Consider the following 16,883-nt stretch of genomic DNA (forward strand, 5'->3'; position numbering starts at 1 on the left):
CATTTTGCCCCAGGGGCTGCGGGACTTGCGGTCGCACAAACGTGACAGCAAATTAATGCGACATCCGGGCCAAGCCATGATAACCGCCCTACCTGTCGGTTTGGCCCCAGGGCCGGCAAGCAATCGCGACGCACATTTCAAGGCCGGATCCATCGTGAACCGCACCATTCCGCTTATCCTGGCGGTCGCTCTATTCATGGAAAACATGGATTCGACCGTCATTGCGACATCGTTGCCGGCGATCGCCATCGACATCCACACCAGCCCGATCGCGCTCAAGCTGGCGCTGACCGCCTATCTGGTATCGCTGGCGATCTTCATTCCGATCAGCGGCTGGATGGCCGACCGCTTCGGCGCCAAGAATGTCTTCCGTGCCGCGATCGCCGTGTTCATCGTCGGTTCGGTCGCGTGCGCCATTTCCAATTCGTTGCCGGCTTTCGTGGTGTCACGCTTCCTGCAAGGCATTGGCGGCGCCATGATGACACCGGTCGGACGCCTGGTACTGGTACGCGCGACGCCGAAAAGCGAACTCGTCGCCGCCATGTCGTGGCTGACTGTCCCGGCTCTGGTCGGCCCCCTGGTCGGCCCGCCGGTCGGCGGCTTCATCACGACCTATTTTTCCTGGCACTGGATTTTTCTGATCAATGTGCCGATCGGGCTGATCGGCATCTGGCTGGCCACGCGTTTCCTGCCGAAGACCGACGCCGCGCAGACGCCGCCGCTCGATCTCATCGGTTTCGTGCTGAGCGGGCTGGCGGCATCGGGCATTGTGTTCGGCCTTTCGGTGGTCAGCCTGCCGGCTCTGCCGCCAGTTGCCGGCTTTATCACCGTTGCCGTCGGACTGGCATCGGCGGTGCTTTACCTGCTGCACGCGCGCCGCGCCAAGAACCCGCTGCTGGCGCTCGAGCTGTTTCGCAATCGGGTGTTCCGCTCCTCGGTGCTCGGCGGCGGACTGTTCCGCATCGGCATTGGTGCCGTACCTTTCCTGTTGCCGCTGATGTTCCAGATTGGTTTCGGGCTGACGCCGTTCCAGTCCGGCATGATCACCTTCGTCTCGGCAATCGGCGCCATAGGCATGAAATTCGTCACCGCGCTGATCTTCAGGGTCGCCGGCTTCCGCCGTGTGCTGATTTCAGGCTCGCTCATCGCTGCCGCGTCCATCGCCATTAACGGCCTGTTCACACCCGACACGCCCTACGGGCTGATCCTCGCCATGCTGCTCGCCGGGGGCTTCATCCGCTCGATGTTCTTCACCGGCATCAATGCGCTTGCCTACGCCGAGATTTCGGCCGCCGACACCAGCAAGGCGACGCCGATCACGGCCGTGTTCCAGCAGTTGGCGATCGCGCTCGGCGTGGCGCTGGCCGGCGGCATCCTCGAAGTGTCGACCAAGATCCATGGCGGCCCGCTGACGCTGAGCGACTTCCACACCGCCTTCTTCATCGTAGCGGCGGTGTCGGCGGCAGCCTCGCTGTCGTTCATGCGGCTGGCGCCGGACGCCGGCAATGCCGTGTCTGGACATGGCCGGTTGACGCCGCCGAAGACACTGGAGCCGGTGAGCCCGCCGGGAAGTTGAGAACCCCTTCCCTTCTCCCCTTGTGGGAGAAGGTGGATCGGCGCGCAGCGCCGAGACGGTTGAGGGGTGTTGGAAGAAATGAGGCGATGATAACTGCAAGCGTGTTGCCAAGCTGGAACACCCCTCATCCGACCTCGCTTCGCGAGGCCACCTTCTCCCACAAGGGGAGAAGGAAAGGGCGCTACCCCTTGAAATCCTTCGCCAGCAAATACAGCTCCACCGATTCGTCGCGTGAGGCCGGTGGCTTGACGTGGTGGACCGAGCGGAAATTCCGCTTGAGTCTCGCCAGCAATTCGTTCTCGGCGCCGCCCTGAAACGTCTTGGCGAGGAAATGTCCGCCCGGCTTCAATACCGACAGCGCGAAATCGGCCGCCACCTCGCAAAGATGCATGGTGCGGATGTGGTCGGTCCGTTTGTGGCCGGTGGTCGGTGCGGCCATGTCGGAGAGCACGATGTCGGGCTGGCCGCCCAGCGTCTCGGCCAGCTTTTCGGGTGCCTGCGGATCGAGGAAATCCATCAGCAGCACCGGGGCGCCCGGTACGGCGTCCATCTCGAGGTAATCGATGCCGACGACGTTCGGGTGTTCCGCGGTCGACTTGGTACGCGCGGCGGCGACCTGGCACCAGCCGCCGGGTGCCGCGCCAAGGTCTATCACCTTCATGCCAGGCTTGAGCAAATGGTGCTTGTCGTCGATCTCGATCAGCTTGTAGGCGGCGCGCGAGCGATAGCCGTCGGCCTTCGAGCGCTGGACATAGGGATCGTTGATGTGGCGCTGCAACCAGCGGCGCGACGATTCCTTCAAGCCGCTTTTCTTCTTGATCTTTGTCTTCAGCACGCGAATGCCGGCGGAGCTCGGTCTTTCCGGTTTCTTGGTCATTGCTTGATTGCTTGTTTGAGCATGATCTTGTCCGAAAACCGGCAGCCACTTTTCGGGATCATGCTCTGCCTCGCCGCCAGACGCCGTCATCGGCCATCAATTCGCTCAATATGCCCTCGCGCAGGCCGCGGTCGGCGACACGCAGCCGCTCCGACGGCCAGACGGCGCGGATCGCCTCCAATATGGCGCAGCCGGCCAGAACCAGGTCGGCGCGGTCGGCGCCGATGCAAGGGTTGGCGACGCGTTGCTGGAAATCCCAGCCGACCAGTTTTTCGACCATGCGGTCGACGCTGTCGCGATCCATCCACAGCCCGTCGACGCGGCGGCGGTCATAGCGTTCGAGATCGAGATGGACGCCGGCCAGCGTCGTCACCGTGCCCGATGTGCCGAGCAAATGGAATTTCGGGCTGGCCAGGAGGTGGCTCAGCCGATCACGCCCGTCGAAGGCGCGCAGCCGCATTGCGACATCCTCGACCATGGCGCCAAAGATCTCGCGTGTCACCGTGCGGCCGCCAAAACGCTCGGCCAGCGAGACGACGCCGACCGGCAGCGACGTCCACGAGACGATATGGTTGGCAAGCCTTGGCGAGCGCTGACCGGTGAGGTCGATCAGCGCGATTTCGGACGAGCCGCCGCCGATGTCGAACAGCACGACGCCTTGCGTGTCGCGCTCGACCAGCGAACCGCAGCCCGACACCGCCAGCCGCGCCTCGGTCTGGCGGTCGATGATCTCGAGCTTCAGGCCGGCCTCGCGCTCGACGCGCTCGAGGAACTCGACGCCATTGGCGGCGGTTCGGCAGGCCTCGGTGGCGATCAGCCTGGCTTTCCTGACCTTGCGGTTGCGCAATTTGTCACCGCAGATCTTCAGCGCCTCGACCGCGCGGTCCATTGCGGCGTCGCCGAGCCGGCCATTGGCGGTAAGGCCCTCGCCCAGCCTGACGATGCGCGAGAAGGCATCGATGACGCGGAACTGGCCATGGCGCGTCGGCACCGCGACCAGCAGCCGGCAATTGTTGGTGCCGAGATCGAGCGCGGCAAACACCGGCAATTCCTGCAGCGGCGGCGGTGTGCGGGCACCTTGCCCCGGCCTTGGCGGAGCTGAGGGCGGAGGCGCGTAAGCCGCTGGCTGGGGCGGGCGCGCGGCCGGGGCCTCGTTGGCGGCGGGCACCGAAGCGCCGGCCGCCAGCGGACGAGTCTCGTCGCGTGCGAAAACCTTGCGCCCGCGCCGACGCTTGCGCCGTTTCTTGGGTTTGCCGTTCTGATGCGGGCCGTTCTGACCCTTGTGATCGTGGGACGTGTCGCCAGCCTGTCCATTGCCGGACCAGGGTTGCACCTGACGGCCGTAGCGTCCGGTGGATGGGCTTGCCTGGCCGGACGGCGTCGGCGAACCCCTGGACACGCCCACTTCCGGCGCGCCAGCGCCGGCGTCGTGGTCTTCCACTGTCGTTCCTTCCGGCGCCGCGCGAACCGGAGACCGGACGCAGCAGGCGCTTTTACATGTTCAAGTTGCCGCCAGACTATCAGCGCACGGCCGGATCACCAAGAGCGCTCGCGGCGAATTTTGCCGGCGGCGTGAAGGCGGCGACGTCGGTGAGCCCTTGTCCCCTTGGGAGAAGGGAAGGCGCGAGCGCCACAACGCGCCTTCCCGGTTGAATAGCCGGCTTCAATGAGGCATTTCTGAAATGGAGGGTAAATCATTCGGCAACGCGGGCGGTTTGCCTGCTGCGAACCGGAAAACGGTACGGGCTGCAACGCATGATCGTCATGCCATGAACTGGAGGCGCTATTTCTGGCCCGTCATCGGCATCGCCGCGGTGGTGTTCTCGCTGTGGCTGCTGCTGCACGAATTGCGCGGCATCTCGCTTGACGATGTCTGGGCCGGCATAATCGCCATCCCGGCGCGCGGCTGGGTGCTGGCGGCGCTGAGCTCGGTCATCGCCTATGCCTCGCTCGCCGGCTACGACCACATCGCGTTGCTGCACATCGGCAAGAAAGTATCGTGGCTGTTCGTCACCTTCTGCTCGTTCACCACCTACGCGCTGTCGCACAATATCGGCGGCTCGGTGTTTTCCGGTGCGGTGATCCGCTACCGCGCCTACGGCACCAGGGGCCTGACCGGGCAGGACGTCGGCATTCTGGTGGCGATCTGCTGGATCACCTTCGTGCTGTCGACGCTGTTCGTCTCAAGCATCGTCCTGCTGCTCGAGCCCGACGTGATCGACCGGTTTTCCGGCACGCCGCATCACCGGCTGTCGCAAGCAGCAGGGCTCGCCATGCTGCTCGTGGTGGCGGCCTACATATTCGGCAGTTGGCTGCATCTGAGACCACTCAGGATCGGCAGCTTTCAGCTGCATTATCCGGCGCTGCCGATCGTGGCGCGGCAATTGCTGGTCGGCCCGATCGAACTGCTGGCGGCGGCGGCGATCATCTTCTTCGCCCTGCCCGCCACCGGCAATCCCGGCTATTTCATCGTGCTCGGCGTTTTCCTGGTGTCGTTCTCGATCGCGCAGATCTCGCATGCGCCGGGCGGGCTGGGCGTGTTCGAGGTGGTGTTTCTCGCGGGCTTGTCACATATGGACCAGGTCGGCGTGCTGGCGGCGCTGCTGGTGTTCCGGCTGTTCTACCTGATCATCCCGCTGCTGATCGCGCTCGGCGTGGTGCTGTTCTTCGAGCACTCGCAATACAGCCGCAGCGAGAGTTGAAGCGCCAGAAGCCTACAATTGAAGCCAGACACAGGGTTGACTATTTTCCGGCGGCGGCTACAAGGGCCGCGCGGCTGCCTGGCGGCCCACCCTGCGCGACAAGCGCCTGCTGGGGAATAGGTTAACGGTAGACCCACGGACTCTGACTCCGTTAGTCCTGGTTCGAATCCAGGTTCCCCAGCCAGTTGATTTCTTTGGCTTTTTTCGGCATTTCCCAAAATAGAAATATCGCGGAAGAAGGTCAGAATAGGAAGCTCGGGCGATCGACGGCTTTTTACGGCATCATCCGCGCCCTGTCATCGCGACATCAAAGCTCCACCTCGCCACTATTCCGAACCCTTTTTCAGTCCCATTGTAAGGACGTGAGCAATCCGCGCACCATTCCGACCGCCGTCAACGTCCGCGAATCGGCGATCAGCATGCTGGCCGCGCGCGGCACGCTCGATGCCGCGCAGAGGCGGTCGAGGATTGAGCCATTATGTTCTCTTCAAGACGTCATTCGCCAAATCGGCACGAGGGGTAGAGGAAGTCCGAATGGGAACCTTCTAAAGCAACTTTAGTTGGCCACGCTCTTGATGCCAGACACAACTGCTGCGTTGTCCGCGGATTGAGTTATTCTGTTGAACAGAACGCACGCACTTTCTTTTTTGCGGAAATTAAAACCTAAGCAGGAGTTGTCGTTCGCGCACTGCAGTATGCAGTCTGGATATCGGAGCGGAGAGTTCCAATATGCATTGCCGGAGATTTCTGTTTTTGTGGCGAACACCAAATTCGAATAGCGCAGGTTTCCCTCCACCACCTTCTTGGCAGCCATGATGGACTCAGCGCTTTTGACCAAGAGCGAGGCATCACCTTTCATAAAGCAAGCCTGGAATTTTGTGTTGTAGGTAACCGCCAAACATTTGAAGTCTCTGTCGCAGGCACTTTGGCACTGTTCGGAGCTCACGCTTCTAATCGGCATATCGGGCAGGTCGTTTCCGATCGCGTCCCACCCGGATACGACCACAAATCCGCTGTCCGGATCGACTTCGGGCACAGCAGTTTGTGTTGGTACAGCGTTTGCCTGCTCTCGAGACTGGTCTGGAATGACGTCCGATGAGGCAAATGTGCGACCGTCCAGCCACGCACATTTTGTTACCAGATCAACAGCGGATGAATCATTGAGACCGACCAGTTGGAGGGTCTGAACGGCAGCGCCTGGTCCGACTGGAGGCGCGTTCGGGGCAGATCGGGACGCTAATGCTACGTTAACGTCAACGCCGTTGACACTTCGGCGAGAATAGCACCATGCCCGGTCCCACGTTTCGTCCTTTTCATCCTTGAAGTGATGACCCGATATGAGCTCCCACTTGATGCCTTGGAATTCCACACTTTTGGTGGCGAATTTATTGAAATCGACCGTCACCACGTCAGGCTTGGCAGGCACGTCAACCCGTGGCGTTTCTTCCGGCGCAGGCTTTGGTGTCGGGATGGGAATAGGCGGGTGATCAACATTCGGGACAGTGCGCGCGCTCGATTGCTCTATCGTCGATAAAACCATTGGCTCTGGCAAGCTCTTATCCCAGAGACCGAGTTTTATACCCAGCCCAACCCCGACAGCCGCTACTGCAATGGCTCCGCCCGTCGCCATCCGGCGAAAGGCAGTCGCTCGCGCTGTTTTCTCTTGAGCTGCCGCCTGAGCTTGCAAGGTCGGAATTGCCGATCTCTGTATGACGAGATCGACGGCTTGCTCAAGCAGCGAGGTATTATGCCGGACGAGCACTTTTGCGACCTTTCATGGATACGGTCACGAGATCCGCCACCTCAGCCGGCAAGTCCTGATCCAGGGCTTTTCGAAGAACTTCGGGATCGTCGGTGAAGAGAGGAACGTAAAGGATTTCTTTGATGACCTTCTCGATCGGCACCTCGACCCGTTTCTCGACCTCCTTCTCGACCGCAATCTCGACCGGTACCTCCATTGTTCGAACTCGGCGCCAACGCCAACTCAAAAGCATTCTACGAAGCAGCCTGGAAAACTTGCTCTCAGACATATCCTCTTCTCGGGCGGCAATCCGCTGCAGAGCAAGTGCCACCATTGCTGTGATTGGTCCCGCGAGCGCGGCAATGATCGCAAGTGAGCTAAACCAGATTACCGAGATTGTTCCGGCTTGGCGTTCGGTTACCAGTTCCGGTTTACTCCCATACCATCGTGAAGCGATACGCCGGACCTGATCGGTCCGCGCCATGGGAATCCGCTCTTTCTCCAAATCACTAAGCTCTTTGGCAATCTGGTCTTGTCTTACCTGATTTTCCGCCGACGTATTTGCCTTGTTGGCCTCGGCGGATTGGGCTTCCGCGAGCCGTTTGCCGGCTTCATCCAATCTGCGCTGCCAAGCCCCCGCATCGCTGTCGCGTGTCTGCTCCAAAGATGAACGTCTATCGGTGAGTTTCTGTCTCTGATCGGCAGTCATAGGAGGGCTGCTTGCCCGCAAACGATCGAAAGCTCCCCGTAGGGCCGCGATCTCCTCATCTAGCGGTTCTATCTGTACGTCGAACTTGGCAACGATTTTTGCGCGTGGATTAGCCAGTTTGGCCACTTCCGACTCTAGCTTTCGAGCCGAGTCACTGTCGGCTGAATCGCGCGCCATCTTGATGCGTTCGACAAAGCTGTCGCGCTGGCGCTCAAACTGATCGACTGCGTCCCTTATTTCGCTATCTCGCTGCTGAAACAGGGCCTGTCGAACCGCGCTTTTTTCGTCCACCTGATCCCGAACGCGGGAGGCCTCGGGGGTGATGGCTGTCGTTCCCTGTAACTCAGCGTTGACCTCGGCTATCTGCGACTGAAACGTCGCGCGAGATTTTTCCGCAAGATGTGTAAGCTGCTCAATTTCGGAACGCGCCTGCTCGACCTGATCGGATTTTCGGCCAAGCTCGTCAGCCGAAGCCAGCTTTTTGGCCTCCTGGTCCAATGCGTCGATTTTGTTTACCAATTCTTCATAGCGCAGTTGGCGCAGCGCACCCGCTCGCTCCATTCCCATGAATACAGTTTCGAAAGTTATGCCTGCCAATACGAGTAGAAACGCCAAGATTATGGGCTTCCATAACCACGATGCGCTAAAAAGCAGGGTGGCTATCGGTATTTTCGTTAGCTCAGCAATTGCGACCATGAGAAAGGGCGCACTTGCGAGCGTCAAATCCATTGCAGTTACCGATTCACTCGCAGAAAACGCTTGGACGCCTAAAGCTACGCCTGTCGTAAGGCCAATCGTTGCGGCTGCGATCTCAAGTGCCCACGCGCCCCGGTAGGTCCATTGGCCGTAGCTCGCCAATTTTTGGCTCATCACTGTCTGCATTGCACTCGCCCCCGTGATCAGGCAACGCTCGGCCTTGATCGCCTTCAGCATACACTGAAAAATGACTATGTTTACAACTTTGGGCAGTCGCAGTTAAGGCACCCGCAATAGTTGCAGCGTCTCCGAGGCCACAGTCGCCAGCGAAAAGAAAATGGTGCAGCCAGGCGGAGATCGGCGTCGAGAACCCGACAGCCATGGAAACTGAAAGACCCCTTTGGACACGGCGCCGAACCAACGTTCTTCTGGGGCGGCTGAGCCGCCGGGACAAGGGAAAGCCGCAAGGCCTGACCAATGCTTGATCCCTATGGATGTCTGGCGCGATCGTTCATACGTTCGCAGCCAAGCGTGAAGAAACGGGTACGGTTCAAAACCTGCCGCTAAAAGCAAGGAAAAGAAAGAATGCAATTGGCGGCTGACGCCGCCAAAAAATTCCGCGCGCCCTTGACGGGAGGCCGGCTAATGGGTGTCACCGTAATTCCTAAAACCTCTCCGGCAACCCTTCTACTCCCCGACAATGGACGTCGGCGGGCGTGCCGAGGTTATCGGATCGGCATGACGAAGGACGATCCTCCACGCGCCTTCCTCGCGCCGGAATATGGTGGTGGCCCGAAGCGCAATCGGCACCAGTTTGTTGCCACCACCGACCTTGGATTGGAACCGCTCGACCTCGATGATGTATCCCAAATCGGCTGTCGCATACTCCGAGATGCGCTCAAAACCGATGGCCTTGCCGTGCCGGTAATTGGTGGCGGCCCGTTCCATGATCTCAGCGGCCTTTCTCCATCCCTTCGCCGGCGGGCCAAAGGGATTGGCAATAATGACGTCGTCCTGTCGCGAGTAGAGGTTTTTCAAGGGCTCAGGATCGCCCTTTACGAAGGCATCCAGAGCCAGATGATCCTGCTCGATAAATTTCGTCAGGTCGGAGGCTAACATCTTAACATCGCCACATGACTACAAAGAGAACTCTATCAAGCGCTTCATCCGCCCTTCGCCTTGCCACAGGCGTTCGGGCCGATGTCCGGAGTATAGATCAGAATTACGGTGAGTGCACTGTTTACCATGTGGCTCCCGCCGCATGGTGCACCTTGCCCGCGTTCCCGGTCTGCCGCATCGCGGCGTCGTACGGGCGAGCCAAAGTGTTTTCACGTCCGAAGACTATGTGTTCGACAATATCCTCGGTATGCGAAGGCTGCATTTCGAAGGAGTCTAACCTATCGGTACGCGGCAGCTAGATGTTTGACGGAGATGGAAAGCTTCATGTTAAGTGGCGGCCATATTGAGCCGTACCACACATCGTGCAGCTCGACGCATTTTCAAGCAACGTCGACGCGCGCGGGAGGATCCATGCTCACGCTTTATGGTTTCGGACGCGTTCATCCTGAGATGCTTGGCCACGGTCGCGACCTGCGTGCGCAATGGGCGCTCGAGGAGACCGGGTTGCCCTATCGCTTCCATGCCCTCGACTTCACTGCCGGCGAGCTCGATAGTTCGGCCTACGGCCGGGTCAGCACCTTCCATCAGGTTCCAGTGATCGACGACGACGGCGTCATCGTTGCCGAGTCCGGCGCGGTGGTGCTCTACCTCGCTGAAAAGCGGGTAAGCTTATTCCCGCCGATTTCATCGGACGCACGCAAGTCGTGCAATGGTGCTTCGCCGCGCTGGCCACCGTCGAACGGCCGCTTTCCCAGATCGACGGGATCGACGCCGGCATGGGCGGCGCGGGGGCCGCCGAGCGGCGGACGGGACTGGTGGAGGATGCCCACCGCTGGTTTGCGGGACTGGAGCGCCGGCTCGAAGGCCGCGAGTGGATTGCCTGCGAGATATTCACCGTCGCCGACATCCTGCTAACCACCGTGCTGCGCCAAGTCGGCCATACCGATCTCCTCGATCCATACCCGCGGCTGAGCGCATATTACGCAAGGGCGTTGGCACGCCCAGCGTGGCAACGCACACGGAGCCTTTGCGCGGAGCGCAGCGGAGTGCCCCTTGCGGACATCCCATAACGGCTCGCACTGCGGTCTGAGACCTCAACGCGGGACGACTTCGAAAATTATTGCGTCGGTTTCAGCGTTTTTGCGACGATCCGCGCCTTATCCTCCATCGACCAGCGACGCTGAGTGCGCCCGCCACGCAGGACGCCTGGACCAAAATCAGCTAAATCAGCCAGACTTTGATCAGCGAAGCGGGGACCCCAAGCATGACGCCAGCATTGCCAAAACGAAACGAGCCGTTCCGGGCCGGCGAAACCGCGCTGCTGCTGGTCGACATGCAACGTGTCTGGCTGGAGCCGGGTGCTGATCCGGCGCATCCGGAGCGCGGTCCCGACCACTATTTCTACCGGCAGACGGCGTCGCAAACGATCCCCAACCAGGAGCGCCTGCTGGCGGCGGCGCGGGCCAACGGCGTCGAGGTGATCCATACCATCATCCAGAGCCTGACCGAGGACGGCCGCGACCGCTCGCTCGACCACAAGCTGACGCCGATCCACATCGCGCCGAGCCGGCCGGAGGGCCTGCCGGTGCCGTCGCTGGCGCCAGTCGGAGACGAGATCATGCTGCCGAAGACCTCGTCGGGTGTCTTCAATTCAACCAATATCGACTATGTCCTGAGGAACCTCGGCGTGCGTTATCTGATCGTCGCCGGCATCATGACCGACCAGTGCGTCGACATGGCGGTGCGCGATGCCGCCGATCGCGGCTATCTCGTCACCTGCGTATCGGACGCTTGCGCCGCCGCCTCGCAGGAGCGTCATGACGGTGCGCTAAAAGCCTTCGGTGGCTATTGCTGGGTCACTGATACCGCCACCGTTACAGGCCGTTTCGAAGCCTTGGGAAAAGCTGCATGACCGTCGAACCGCTGGTTGCCGTCGTCACCACCGATCTGTCGGCGATCACGCGCGGCCGCTCGATCGTCGAAAGCAAGCTGCCGAAGATCGCGGCGACCGGGCTCGGCTGGCTGCAGGCCAATCTGTCGCTGACGCCGTTCAACTCCATCGTCGACCCCAATCCGTGGGGTTCGTCCGGCGATGTGCGGCTCATTCCCGATCTCAACGCGCGGTTCCGCACGGCGCTGACCGGATCGGCGACGGCTTTCGACATGGTCGCCGGCAACATCGTCGAACTCGACGGCAGCCCGTGGGTCGGCTGTACGCGGACCATGCTCAAGGATGCGCTGGCGGAGTTGAAGACAGCGGCCGGGCTTTCCGTCATCGCCGCCTTCGAGCATGAATTCCATATCGAGGCAGACTTCGCACCGGCTCATTCGATGTCGTTGGCCGCACTGCGCCGCGCCGACCCGTTCGCCGCCAATCTGATGGCGGCGCTGGCTGAAGCCGGCGTCGCGCCCGAAGTGGTGATCGCCGAATTCGGCACCGACCAGTTCGAGGTGACGTGCGAGCCGGCCGATGCGCTTGCCGCGGCCGATCGCGCCGTCGCCATCCGCGAGATCACGCGCGAAGTCGCGCGATGTGCCGGCTGGCGGGCGAGCTTCGCGCCCAAAACCGCTCCCGATGCCGTCGGCAACGGCGTCCACATCCATTTCAGTTTCGTCGACGACGCCGGCAAACCGGCGACCTACGACCCGGCCCAGCCGGGCGGCCTTTCCAGCCAGGCCGCTTCGTTCTGTGCCGGTGTGCTGCGCCACCTGCCCGCGATCACCGCCATGACGGCGGCGAGTGTGTCGTCCTACTACCGGCTGAAGCCGCATAGCTGGAGTTCGTCCTACACCTGGCTTGCCGATCGCGACCGCGAGGCGAGCCTGCGCATCTGCCCGACGGTGACGATCGGCGGGCGCGATCCGGCGCGGCAGTACAACATCGAATACCGGGCAGCCGACGCCACCGGCAATCCCTATCTGTCGCTGGCGGCGATCGTGCGCGCCGGGCTGGAGGGGCTGAAGGCCAAGCTGCCGGCGCCGCCGCTTGTCTCAGGCGACCCGACGCAGATGAGCGGTTCCGAGCGCAAGAAGCTTGGCCTCGTGCGGCTGCCGGAAACGCTGCCGGCGGCACTCGACGCGCTCGTCACCGACAAGACCGTCACCGGATGGTTCGCGCCGGTGTTCGTCGAGACCTTTGTCGGCCTCAAGCGGCATGAGACCGAGCGCCTCGCCGGTCTCGACCCAGTGGCGGTCTGCGATCTCTACCGGACGCTGTATTGATGGCTGAGCCGGTTGCCAACGCCATCCTACCGGAAGGTTGGCCACCCGCGGTCGACGCAATCAACGAAACGGGGCGTTCCGATATCGTTCTGATATGCGAGCACGCGTCCAATCATATTCCGGCCGAGTATGCGCGGCTCGGTCTCGACAGCCGCCATTTGCAGCGCCATATCGCCTGGGATATCGGCGCCGCCGAAGTGACCCGCGCTCTGTCGAAACTGCTCGATGCTCCGGCTTTCCTCAGCTCCTATTCGCGGCTGTTGATCGATCTCAACCGGCCGCTTGGTTCCAGCGGCAGCATTCCGGCGCTATCGGAGGACACCGGCATCCCCGGCAATGTCGGCCTCGATCCGGAGGAGCGAAGCCGGCGTGCCGAAATCATGTTCGCGCCGTTTCATGACCGCGTGGCCGCCCATCTCGACGACCGGGCGAAGCAGGGCAGACCGACGCGGATCGCGACGGTCCACTCCTTCACGCCGGTCTTCCTCGGCATTGCGCGGCCCTGGCACGCCGGCGTGCTTTACGACCGGGCAGTCGATTTCGGCCAGGCAGTGCTTGCCGGCCTGCGCGCCGACGGTGCGCTCAACGCCGCGGCAAACGAGCCTTATGCGATCAGCCGCGACGGCGACTACGCCATACCGGTCCATGGCGACGATCGCGGCATTCAGGCCGTCCTCATCGAGATCAGGCAGGACCTGCTGGCGGGCCGCTCCGGCATCGAAGAATGGGCGAAGCGGCTGGCCGCAGCGTTACCGGCGCAGACACAGGGTTTGTGAACAAGCTCGGCTGCTCGAGCGCAACGCGAGAGCCGAGCCGTCGATGAAAAGCCTCCACCCGTCCTCAGGAGAAGATTTCCGCCAAGTCTTCGACGCTGGTGCCTTCCTTGACTTGACGCAGCTCGACATAGCTGACGGCGATGGCAACGGAAAACACGACTTGCTCGACCGCGCGCGCCAGAGCGTCCAGGAAGAACACGAGCGGAATGCCTAAGTGGGATAGGACGCGGCCCAACGTGAAATTTGTTGCGACCAAAGCTACGAACAGGGGGAACCAGAGACTGAGCAGAGACCAACGGCTGCCCTTGGAAAGATCGCGGCTGCGGCCCAAACTCGCGAATACCCCCAGTTTTTCCTGAATCAGAACCGGTATCGCTACAACCCAGAGAACCAACAACAAAAATCCCGGAACGACGAGCAGCACGAGGCCGACTGTGAAGCCAATGTTGACAATCAGCGAAATGCCGATTGCCGGCAGCAGGAGTGCCACGGCCGTCCCGATGCAATCACGCATCGACGGCCGCTTGCCGCTCAAATCCTCGATGGCAGCGCGCGTCAAAGCCACCTCCAGCAAGGACATGAGGACAATATAGCCGATCGCGCCAACCACCGTGAGCGCGACCCGTTGAACCGAGAATTCCGGGCCGCCATGCTCGACATTCGTAACGGTATTCCTGAACCAGAGCGCAAATACGAATCTCGGCAGGGCGGAGAAAATCAAGGCAAGCCCTAGGCAAAGAACGGGATTGCGTCCGATGACGGCAAAGCTGTCGTTGAAAACCCTGCCGATGCGAAATTTGTCGGGCTGTTCCAGCGTTATTGACGCCACGATATTACCTATCCAGTCCAGACCGATCCTGACGCGATGAAGGCAGCAAATCCCTTGCCGCTACGAGAAGATTTCCGCCAAGTCTTCGACGCTGGTGCCTTCCTTGATTTGTCTCAGCTCGACATAGCTAACGGCGATGGCAACCGATATTACCGTCGACACGACCGTTGACACAACGGCGCTTCCAATCGCGCCCACAATCAGGCCAACGGTCGAGAGGCTGCCGGTAAGGGCGAAAGCCAATCCAAACACCAAAGCGAATGCCATTTGGAAGGCAATCGCCACCAAGAACAGAATCAGCAAAAGGCCGAATAGTGACCAGCGGCTGCCCTTCGTCAGGGCGCGGCTCCGCGACATCGAGCCAAACACGCTAAGGCGCTCCTGGATCAGCACGGGTACGGAAACCGATATACCAAGCAACCACATGATGCCGGGAACAAGCAGCATCACGAACGCGATGATCGTCCCGAAGATCGGGATAATCAGCCCTGCGACGGCAATCGCAACAACCCCGAGGACCATGACGAAAAAGACCACCAGCCCGATCCCAAGCGTCGGGAATATGCAGCGTAAAGCTATTTGGATGCAGTCACCGATTGCCGGGCGCTTGCTGTTCAAGTCTTCTATCGTCGCCCTCACCAGTGATGATTGAAACAACAAAGCCAGCACAAGATATATCAAGCCAAAAGCCACCGATATTAACGAGTTGCGTAGAATCGCCGAGGGATCGGCAACAGCCAGAGTTTCGGGACTAGCAATATTGATGTTGGCAAAATTGCTGTAATTCCAAAGGTTAAGCACCAGTGCCGGAAGGGCGGAAAAAAGAGCCGCTAGTCCGACCAACAGACCCGGATTGCGGCCGATAACCGCAAAACTGTTGCTGAAAACCCTGCCGATGCGAAACTTGTCCGACCGTTCCAATGTCGTTGAAACCATGATGCGTCCCCCGCTTAATCACCGCATATCGGCTGGTGATCCCCGCATTAAATGTGCCAACATTGGAGGTCGACGTCTAGTCCACTTGCAATTGTCTTGCCGCATTGCCAGTGTCGGCTGGGGAACCACAGGTTGCAGGGGAGAGGGTGGCGGTGGCACAGCCAGGCACAGCGGAAGCCGAACGGCTGACCAATCTGCACAAGCAGCTGATCGCCGATGAGTCGATCCAGTTCGACCTGCCGGCCTATGTGCCGCCGAAGCCGGCCGAATGGCTGAAACCGCTACAGGATTTTTTGTCGTGGCTCGGTCCCTACATGATCTATCTGTTCTGGGGGGCGGTGATATCGGGCGTCGCAATCATCCTGCTTCTGGTCTTCCTTGAGGTGAAAGGCATCGCCTGGCGGCTGCCGTGGCAGCGCGCCCGACCCGAAGTCGAAGACGAAGAAGCCTGGCGCCCCGACGCCGGCGCCGCGCAGATCCTGCTGTCGCAAGCGGATGCGCTGGCCGCACGCGGCGACTATGACGAGGCGGTTCACCTTTTGCTTCGGCGCAGCGTCGCCGATATTGCCGGCCGGCTGCCGGACTTCCTGCGCCCGTCGCTCACCGCGCGCGACATCGCCAATGCCCCTTCCCTGCCGGGAAGGGCGCGCCATGCGTTTACCGAGATCGCCCGCATTGTCGAGGCGGCGCTGTTCGCGCGCCGGCCGGTCGGCGCGGAAGGCTGGCGGCAGGCGCGCGGCGCCTATGAACGTTTCGCCTTCCGGGATGCCTGGACGTGAGCGCACCGGCGGTCGAGGCACAGGAGCCGTTCAATCGAAAGACACTGTTTTGGGGGATTTTCGCCAGCCTCCTTGCGGCAGCCGGTTTCTTCCTGCTGTCCACCTATGCTCCCGATTTCCGGCAACCCGGCAATGGCGGCGCCACGCCGCTGTCGAAAAGCGGCGTCGGCTACGCCGGCCTGGCGGAATGGCTGCGGCTCACCGGCGAAGCGCCCTTGATGGCGCGGACCGAAGACGATCTTGCCAGAGATATACTGCTGATCGTCACCATCTCGCCCGACAGCGATCCGGAGGCGCTTGACCGCATTCTTGAGCTTCGCGATGACCGCGAGACTCTCTTCGTGCTGCCCAAATGGCAGACCTTGCCCCTCCAGCAGCATGAGGGATGGAAGATGAAAATCGAGCGTTTGCCCGACACCGTAGTCAACAATTGGCTCGGCCGGATCGCCAAGGCCAAGCTCGGTGTCGGCAGGAGCACGGTCGAGCAACTCGAGATCCGGGGCCATCTCGTCGCCGCGCCGCAAGACATGCAATGGGTTGCCGACGATCACCCGATCATTGCGGCAGGCAGCGGCAAGGCCGTCCTCGTCGAATTCCAAGACAAACCCTTTTTCATCCTGACCGACCCCGACCTAATCAACAATTCCGCGATTGGAGATGCCGACAAGGCGGCCGCGGCGCGCGACCTGATCCAATGGCTGCGGCCTGGCAAGGGTCTGGTCATGTTCGATCTGACACTGCACGGCGGGGCGCGGAAATATGACCTCGCCAAGCTTCTGGTCGAGCCGCCGTTCCTGGCGCTGACACTGACGATCCTGATCGCTGCGGCGCTGGCGTTCCTGCATGGCCTTGGCCGGTTCGGCCCGCCGCGTATCGACCAGCGCGCGAATTCCTTAGGCCATCGGGGGCGTGGCGATTCGC

At 61.3% G+C, this 16,883-nt stretch carries 16 protein-coding genes and 1 tRNA gene; 10 read left to right on the forward strand and 7 right to left on the reverse strand.

Annotated elements, in window-relative coordinates:
- Positions 1–154 precede the first annotated feature (154 nt).
- Positions 155–1,576 carry an MFS transporter gene (locus tag NKJ15_RS22760; protein ID WP_352501491.1) on the forward strand — a complete coding sequence of 474 codons (1,422 nt, stop codon included), beginning with the start codon at positions 155–157 and terminating at the stop codon, positions 1,574–1,576.
- Positions 1,577–1,757: 181 nt separating this feature from the next.
- Here NKJ15_RS22760 and NKJ15_RS22765 read toward each other — a convergent pair whose 3' ends face one another.
- Positions 1,758–2,453: an RlmE family RNA methyltransferase gene (locus tag NKJ15_RS22765; RefSeq protein ID WP_023674449.1), complete on the reverse strand. Its 696-nt coding sequence runs from the start codon at positions 2,451–2,453 to the stop codon at positions 1,758–1,760.
- A gap of 58 nt (positions 2,454–2,511) precedes the next feature.
- A complete protein-coding gene (locus NKJ15_RS22770; RefSeq protein WP_352501489.1) occupies positions 2,512–3,894 on the reverse strand; it encodes a Ppx/GppA phosphatase family protein in 1,383 nt (460 codons plus the stop codon).
- Between the two features lie 328 nt (positions 3,895–4,222).
- Between NKJ15_RS22770 and NKJ15_RS22775 the strand changes: the two genes are divergently transcribed.
- On the forward strand, positions 4,223–5,155 hold the full coding sequence (locus NKJ15_RS22775) for a lysylphosphatidylglycerol synthase domain-containing protein (RefSeq protein ID WP_352501488.1): 933 nt from the start codon (positions 4,223–4,225) through the stop codon (positions 5,153–5,155).
- A gap of 110 nt (positions 5,156–5,265) precedes the next feature.
- Positions 5,266–5,339 (forward strand) — tRNA-Gln (locus NKJ15_RS22780).
- Between the two features lie 372 nt (positions 5,340–5,711).
- On the opposite strand, the gene NKJ15_RS22785 is transcribed toward NKJ15_RS22780, so the two are convergent.
- The 3 genes from NKJ15_RS22785 to NKJ15_RS22795 form a co-directional block, all read right to left on the reverse strand.
- Positions 5,712–6,917: a PAN domain-containing protein gene (locus tag NKJ15_RS22785; RefSeq protein WP_352770112.1), complete on the reverse strand. Its 1,206-nt coding sequence runs from the start codon at positions 6,915–6,917 to the stop codon at positions 5,712–5,714.
- On the reverse strand, positions 6,901–8,538 hold the full coding sequence (locus NKJ15_RS22790) for a hypothetical protein (RefSeq protein ID WP_352770115.1): 1,638 nt from the start codon (positions 8,536–8,538) through the stop codon (positions 6,901–6,903). The genes NKJ15_RS22785 and NKJ15_RS22790 overlap by 17 nt, the downstream gene beginning before the upstream one ends.
- A 450-nt stretch (positions 8,539–8,988) precedes the next feature.
- On the reverse strand, positions 8,989–9,420 hold the full coding sequence (locus NKJ15_RS22795; RefSeq protein WP_352770118.1) for a YybH family protein: 432 nt from the start codon (positions 9,418–9,420) through the stop codon (positions 8,989–8,991).
- Positions 9,421–9,831: 411 nt separating this feature from the next.
- Between NKJ15_RS22795 and NKJ15_RS22800 the strand changes: the two genes are divergently transcribed.
- The 5 genes from NKJ15_RS22800 (at position 9,832) to NKJ15_RS22820 (ending at position 13,418) form a co-directional block, all read left to right on the forward strand.
- A complete protein-coding gene (locus NKJ15_RS22800) occupies positions 9,832–10,335 on the forward strand; it encodes a glutathione S-transferase N-terminal domain-containing protein (RefSeq protein ID WP_352817703.1) in 504 nt (167 codons plus the stop codon).
- Positions 10,236–10,490: a glutathione S-transferase family protein gene (locus NKJ15_RS22805; protein WP_352770123.1), complete on the forward strand. Its 255-nt coding sequence runs from the start codon at positions 10,236–10,238 to the stop codon at positions 10,488–10,490. Before NKJ15_RS22800 ends, NKJ15_RS22805 begins: the two co-directional genes overlap by 100 nt.
- Positions 10,491–10,684: 194 nt before the next feature.
- Complete coding sequence (locus NKJ15_RS22810) at positions 10,685–11,332, forward strand: cysteine hydrolase family protein (RefSeq protein WP_352770125.1); 648 nt, start codon at positions 10,685–10,687, stop codon at positions 11,330–11,332.
- The gene (locus NKJ15_RS22815) at positions 11,329–12,642 is read left to right on the forward strand and encodes a type I glutamate--ammonia ligase (RefSeq protein WP_352817706.1); all 1,314 of its coding nucleotides are present in this window, start codon (positions 11,329–11,331) and stop codon (positions 12,640–12,642) included. The genes NKJ15_RS22810 and NKJ15_RS22815 overlap by 4 nt, the downstream gene beginning before the upstream one ends.
- Positions 12,642–13,418 carry an N-formylglutamate amidohydrolase gene (locus tag NKJ15_RS22820; RefSeq protein WP_352770131.1) on the forward strand — a complete coding sequence of 259 codons (777 nt, stop codon included), beginning with the start codon at positions 12,642–12,644 and terminating at the stop codon, positions 13,416–13,418. The genes NKJ15_RS22815 and NKJ15_RS22820 overlap by 1 nt, the downstream gene beginning before the upstream one ends.
- 64 nt (positions 13,419–13,482) lie before the next feature.
- On the opposite strand, the gene NKJ15_RS22825 is transcribed toward NKJ15_RS22820, so the two are convergent.
- A complete protein-coding gene (locus NKJ15_RS22825) occupies positions 13,483–14,247 on the reverse strand; it encodes a hypothetical protein (RefSeq protein ID WP_352770133.1) in 765 nt (254 codons plus the stop codon).
- A gap of 60 nt (positions 14,248–14,307) precedes the next feature.
- Entirely contained in the window at positions 14,308–15,183 is an 876-nt protein-coding gene (locus tag NKJ15_RS22830) for a hypothetical protein (RefSeq protein ID WP_352770136.1), read from the reverse strand.
- 152 nt (positions 15,184–15,335) lie between these two features.
- On the opposite strand from NKJ15_RS22830, the gene NKJ15_RS22835 reads away from it, so the two are divergent.
- Together NKJ15_RS22835 and NKJ15_RS22840 are read left to right on the forward strand one after the other, a co-directional pair.
- Positions 15,336–15,962, forward strand: a complete 627-nt coding sequence (locus NKJ15_RS22835) for a DUF4129 domain-containing protein (RefSeq protein ID WP_352770139.1) — start codon at positions 15,336–15,338, stop codon at positions 15,960–15,962.
- The coding region (locus NKJ15_RS22840; protein ID WP_352817711.1) for a DUF4350 domain-containing protein at positions 15,959–16,883 on the forward strand (925 nt) is incomplete at its 3' end. The genes NKJ15_RS22835 and NKJ15_RS22840, both read left to right, overlap by 4 nt.

It is taken from the genome of Mesorhizobium sp. M0207, from assembly GCF_040321995.1.
Classification (GTDB): Bacteria; Pseudomonadota; Alphaproteobacteria; order Rhizobiales; family Rhizobiaceae; genus Mesorhizobium.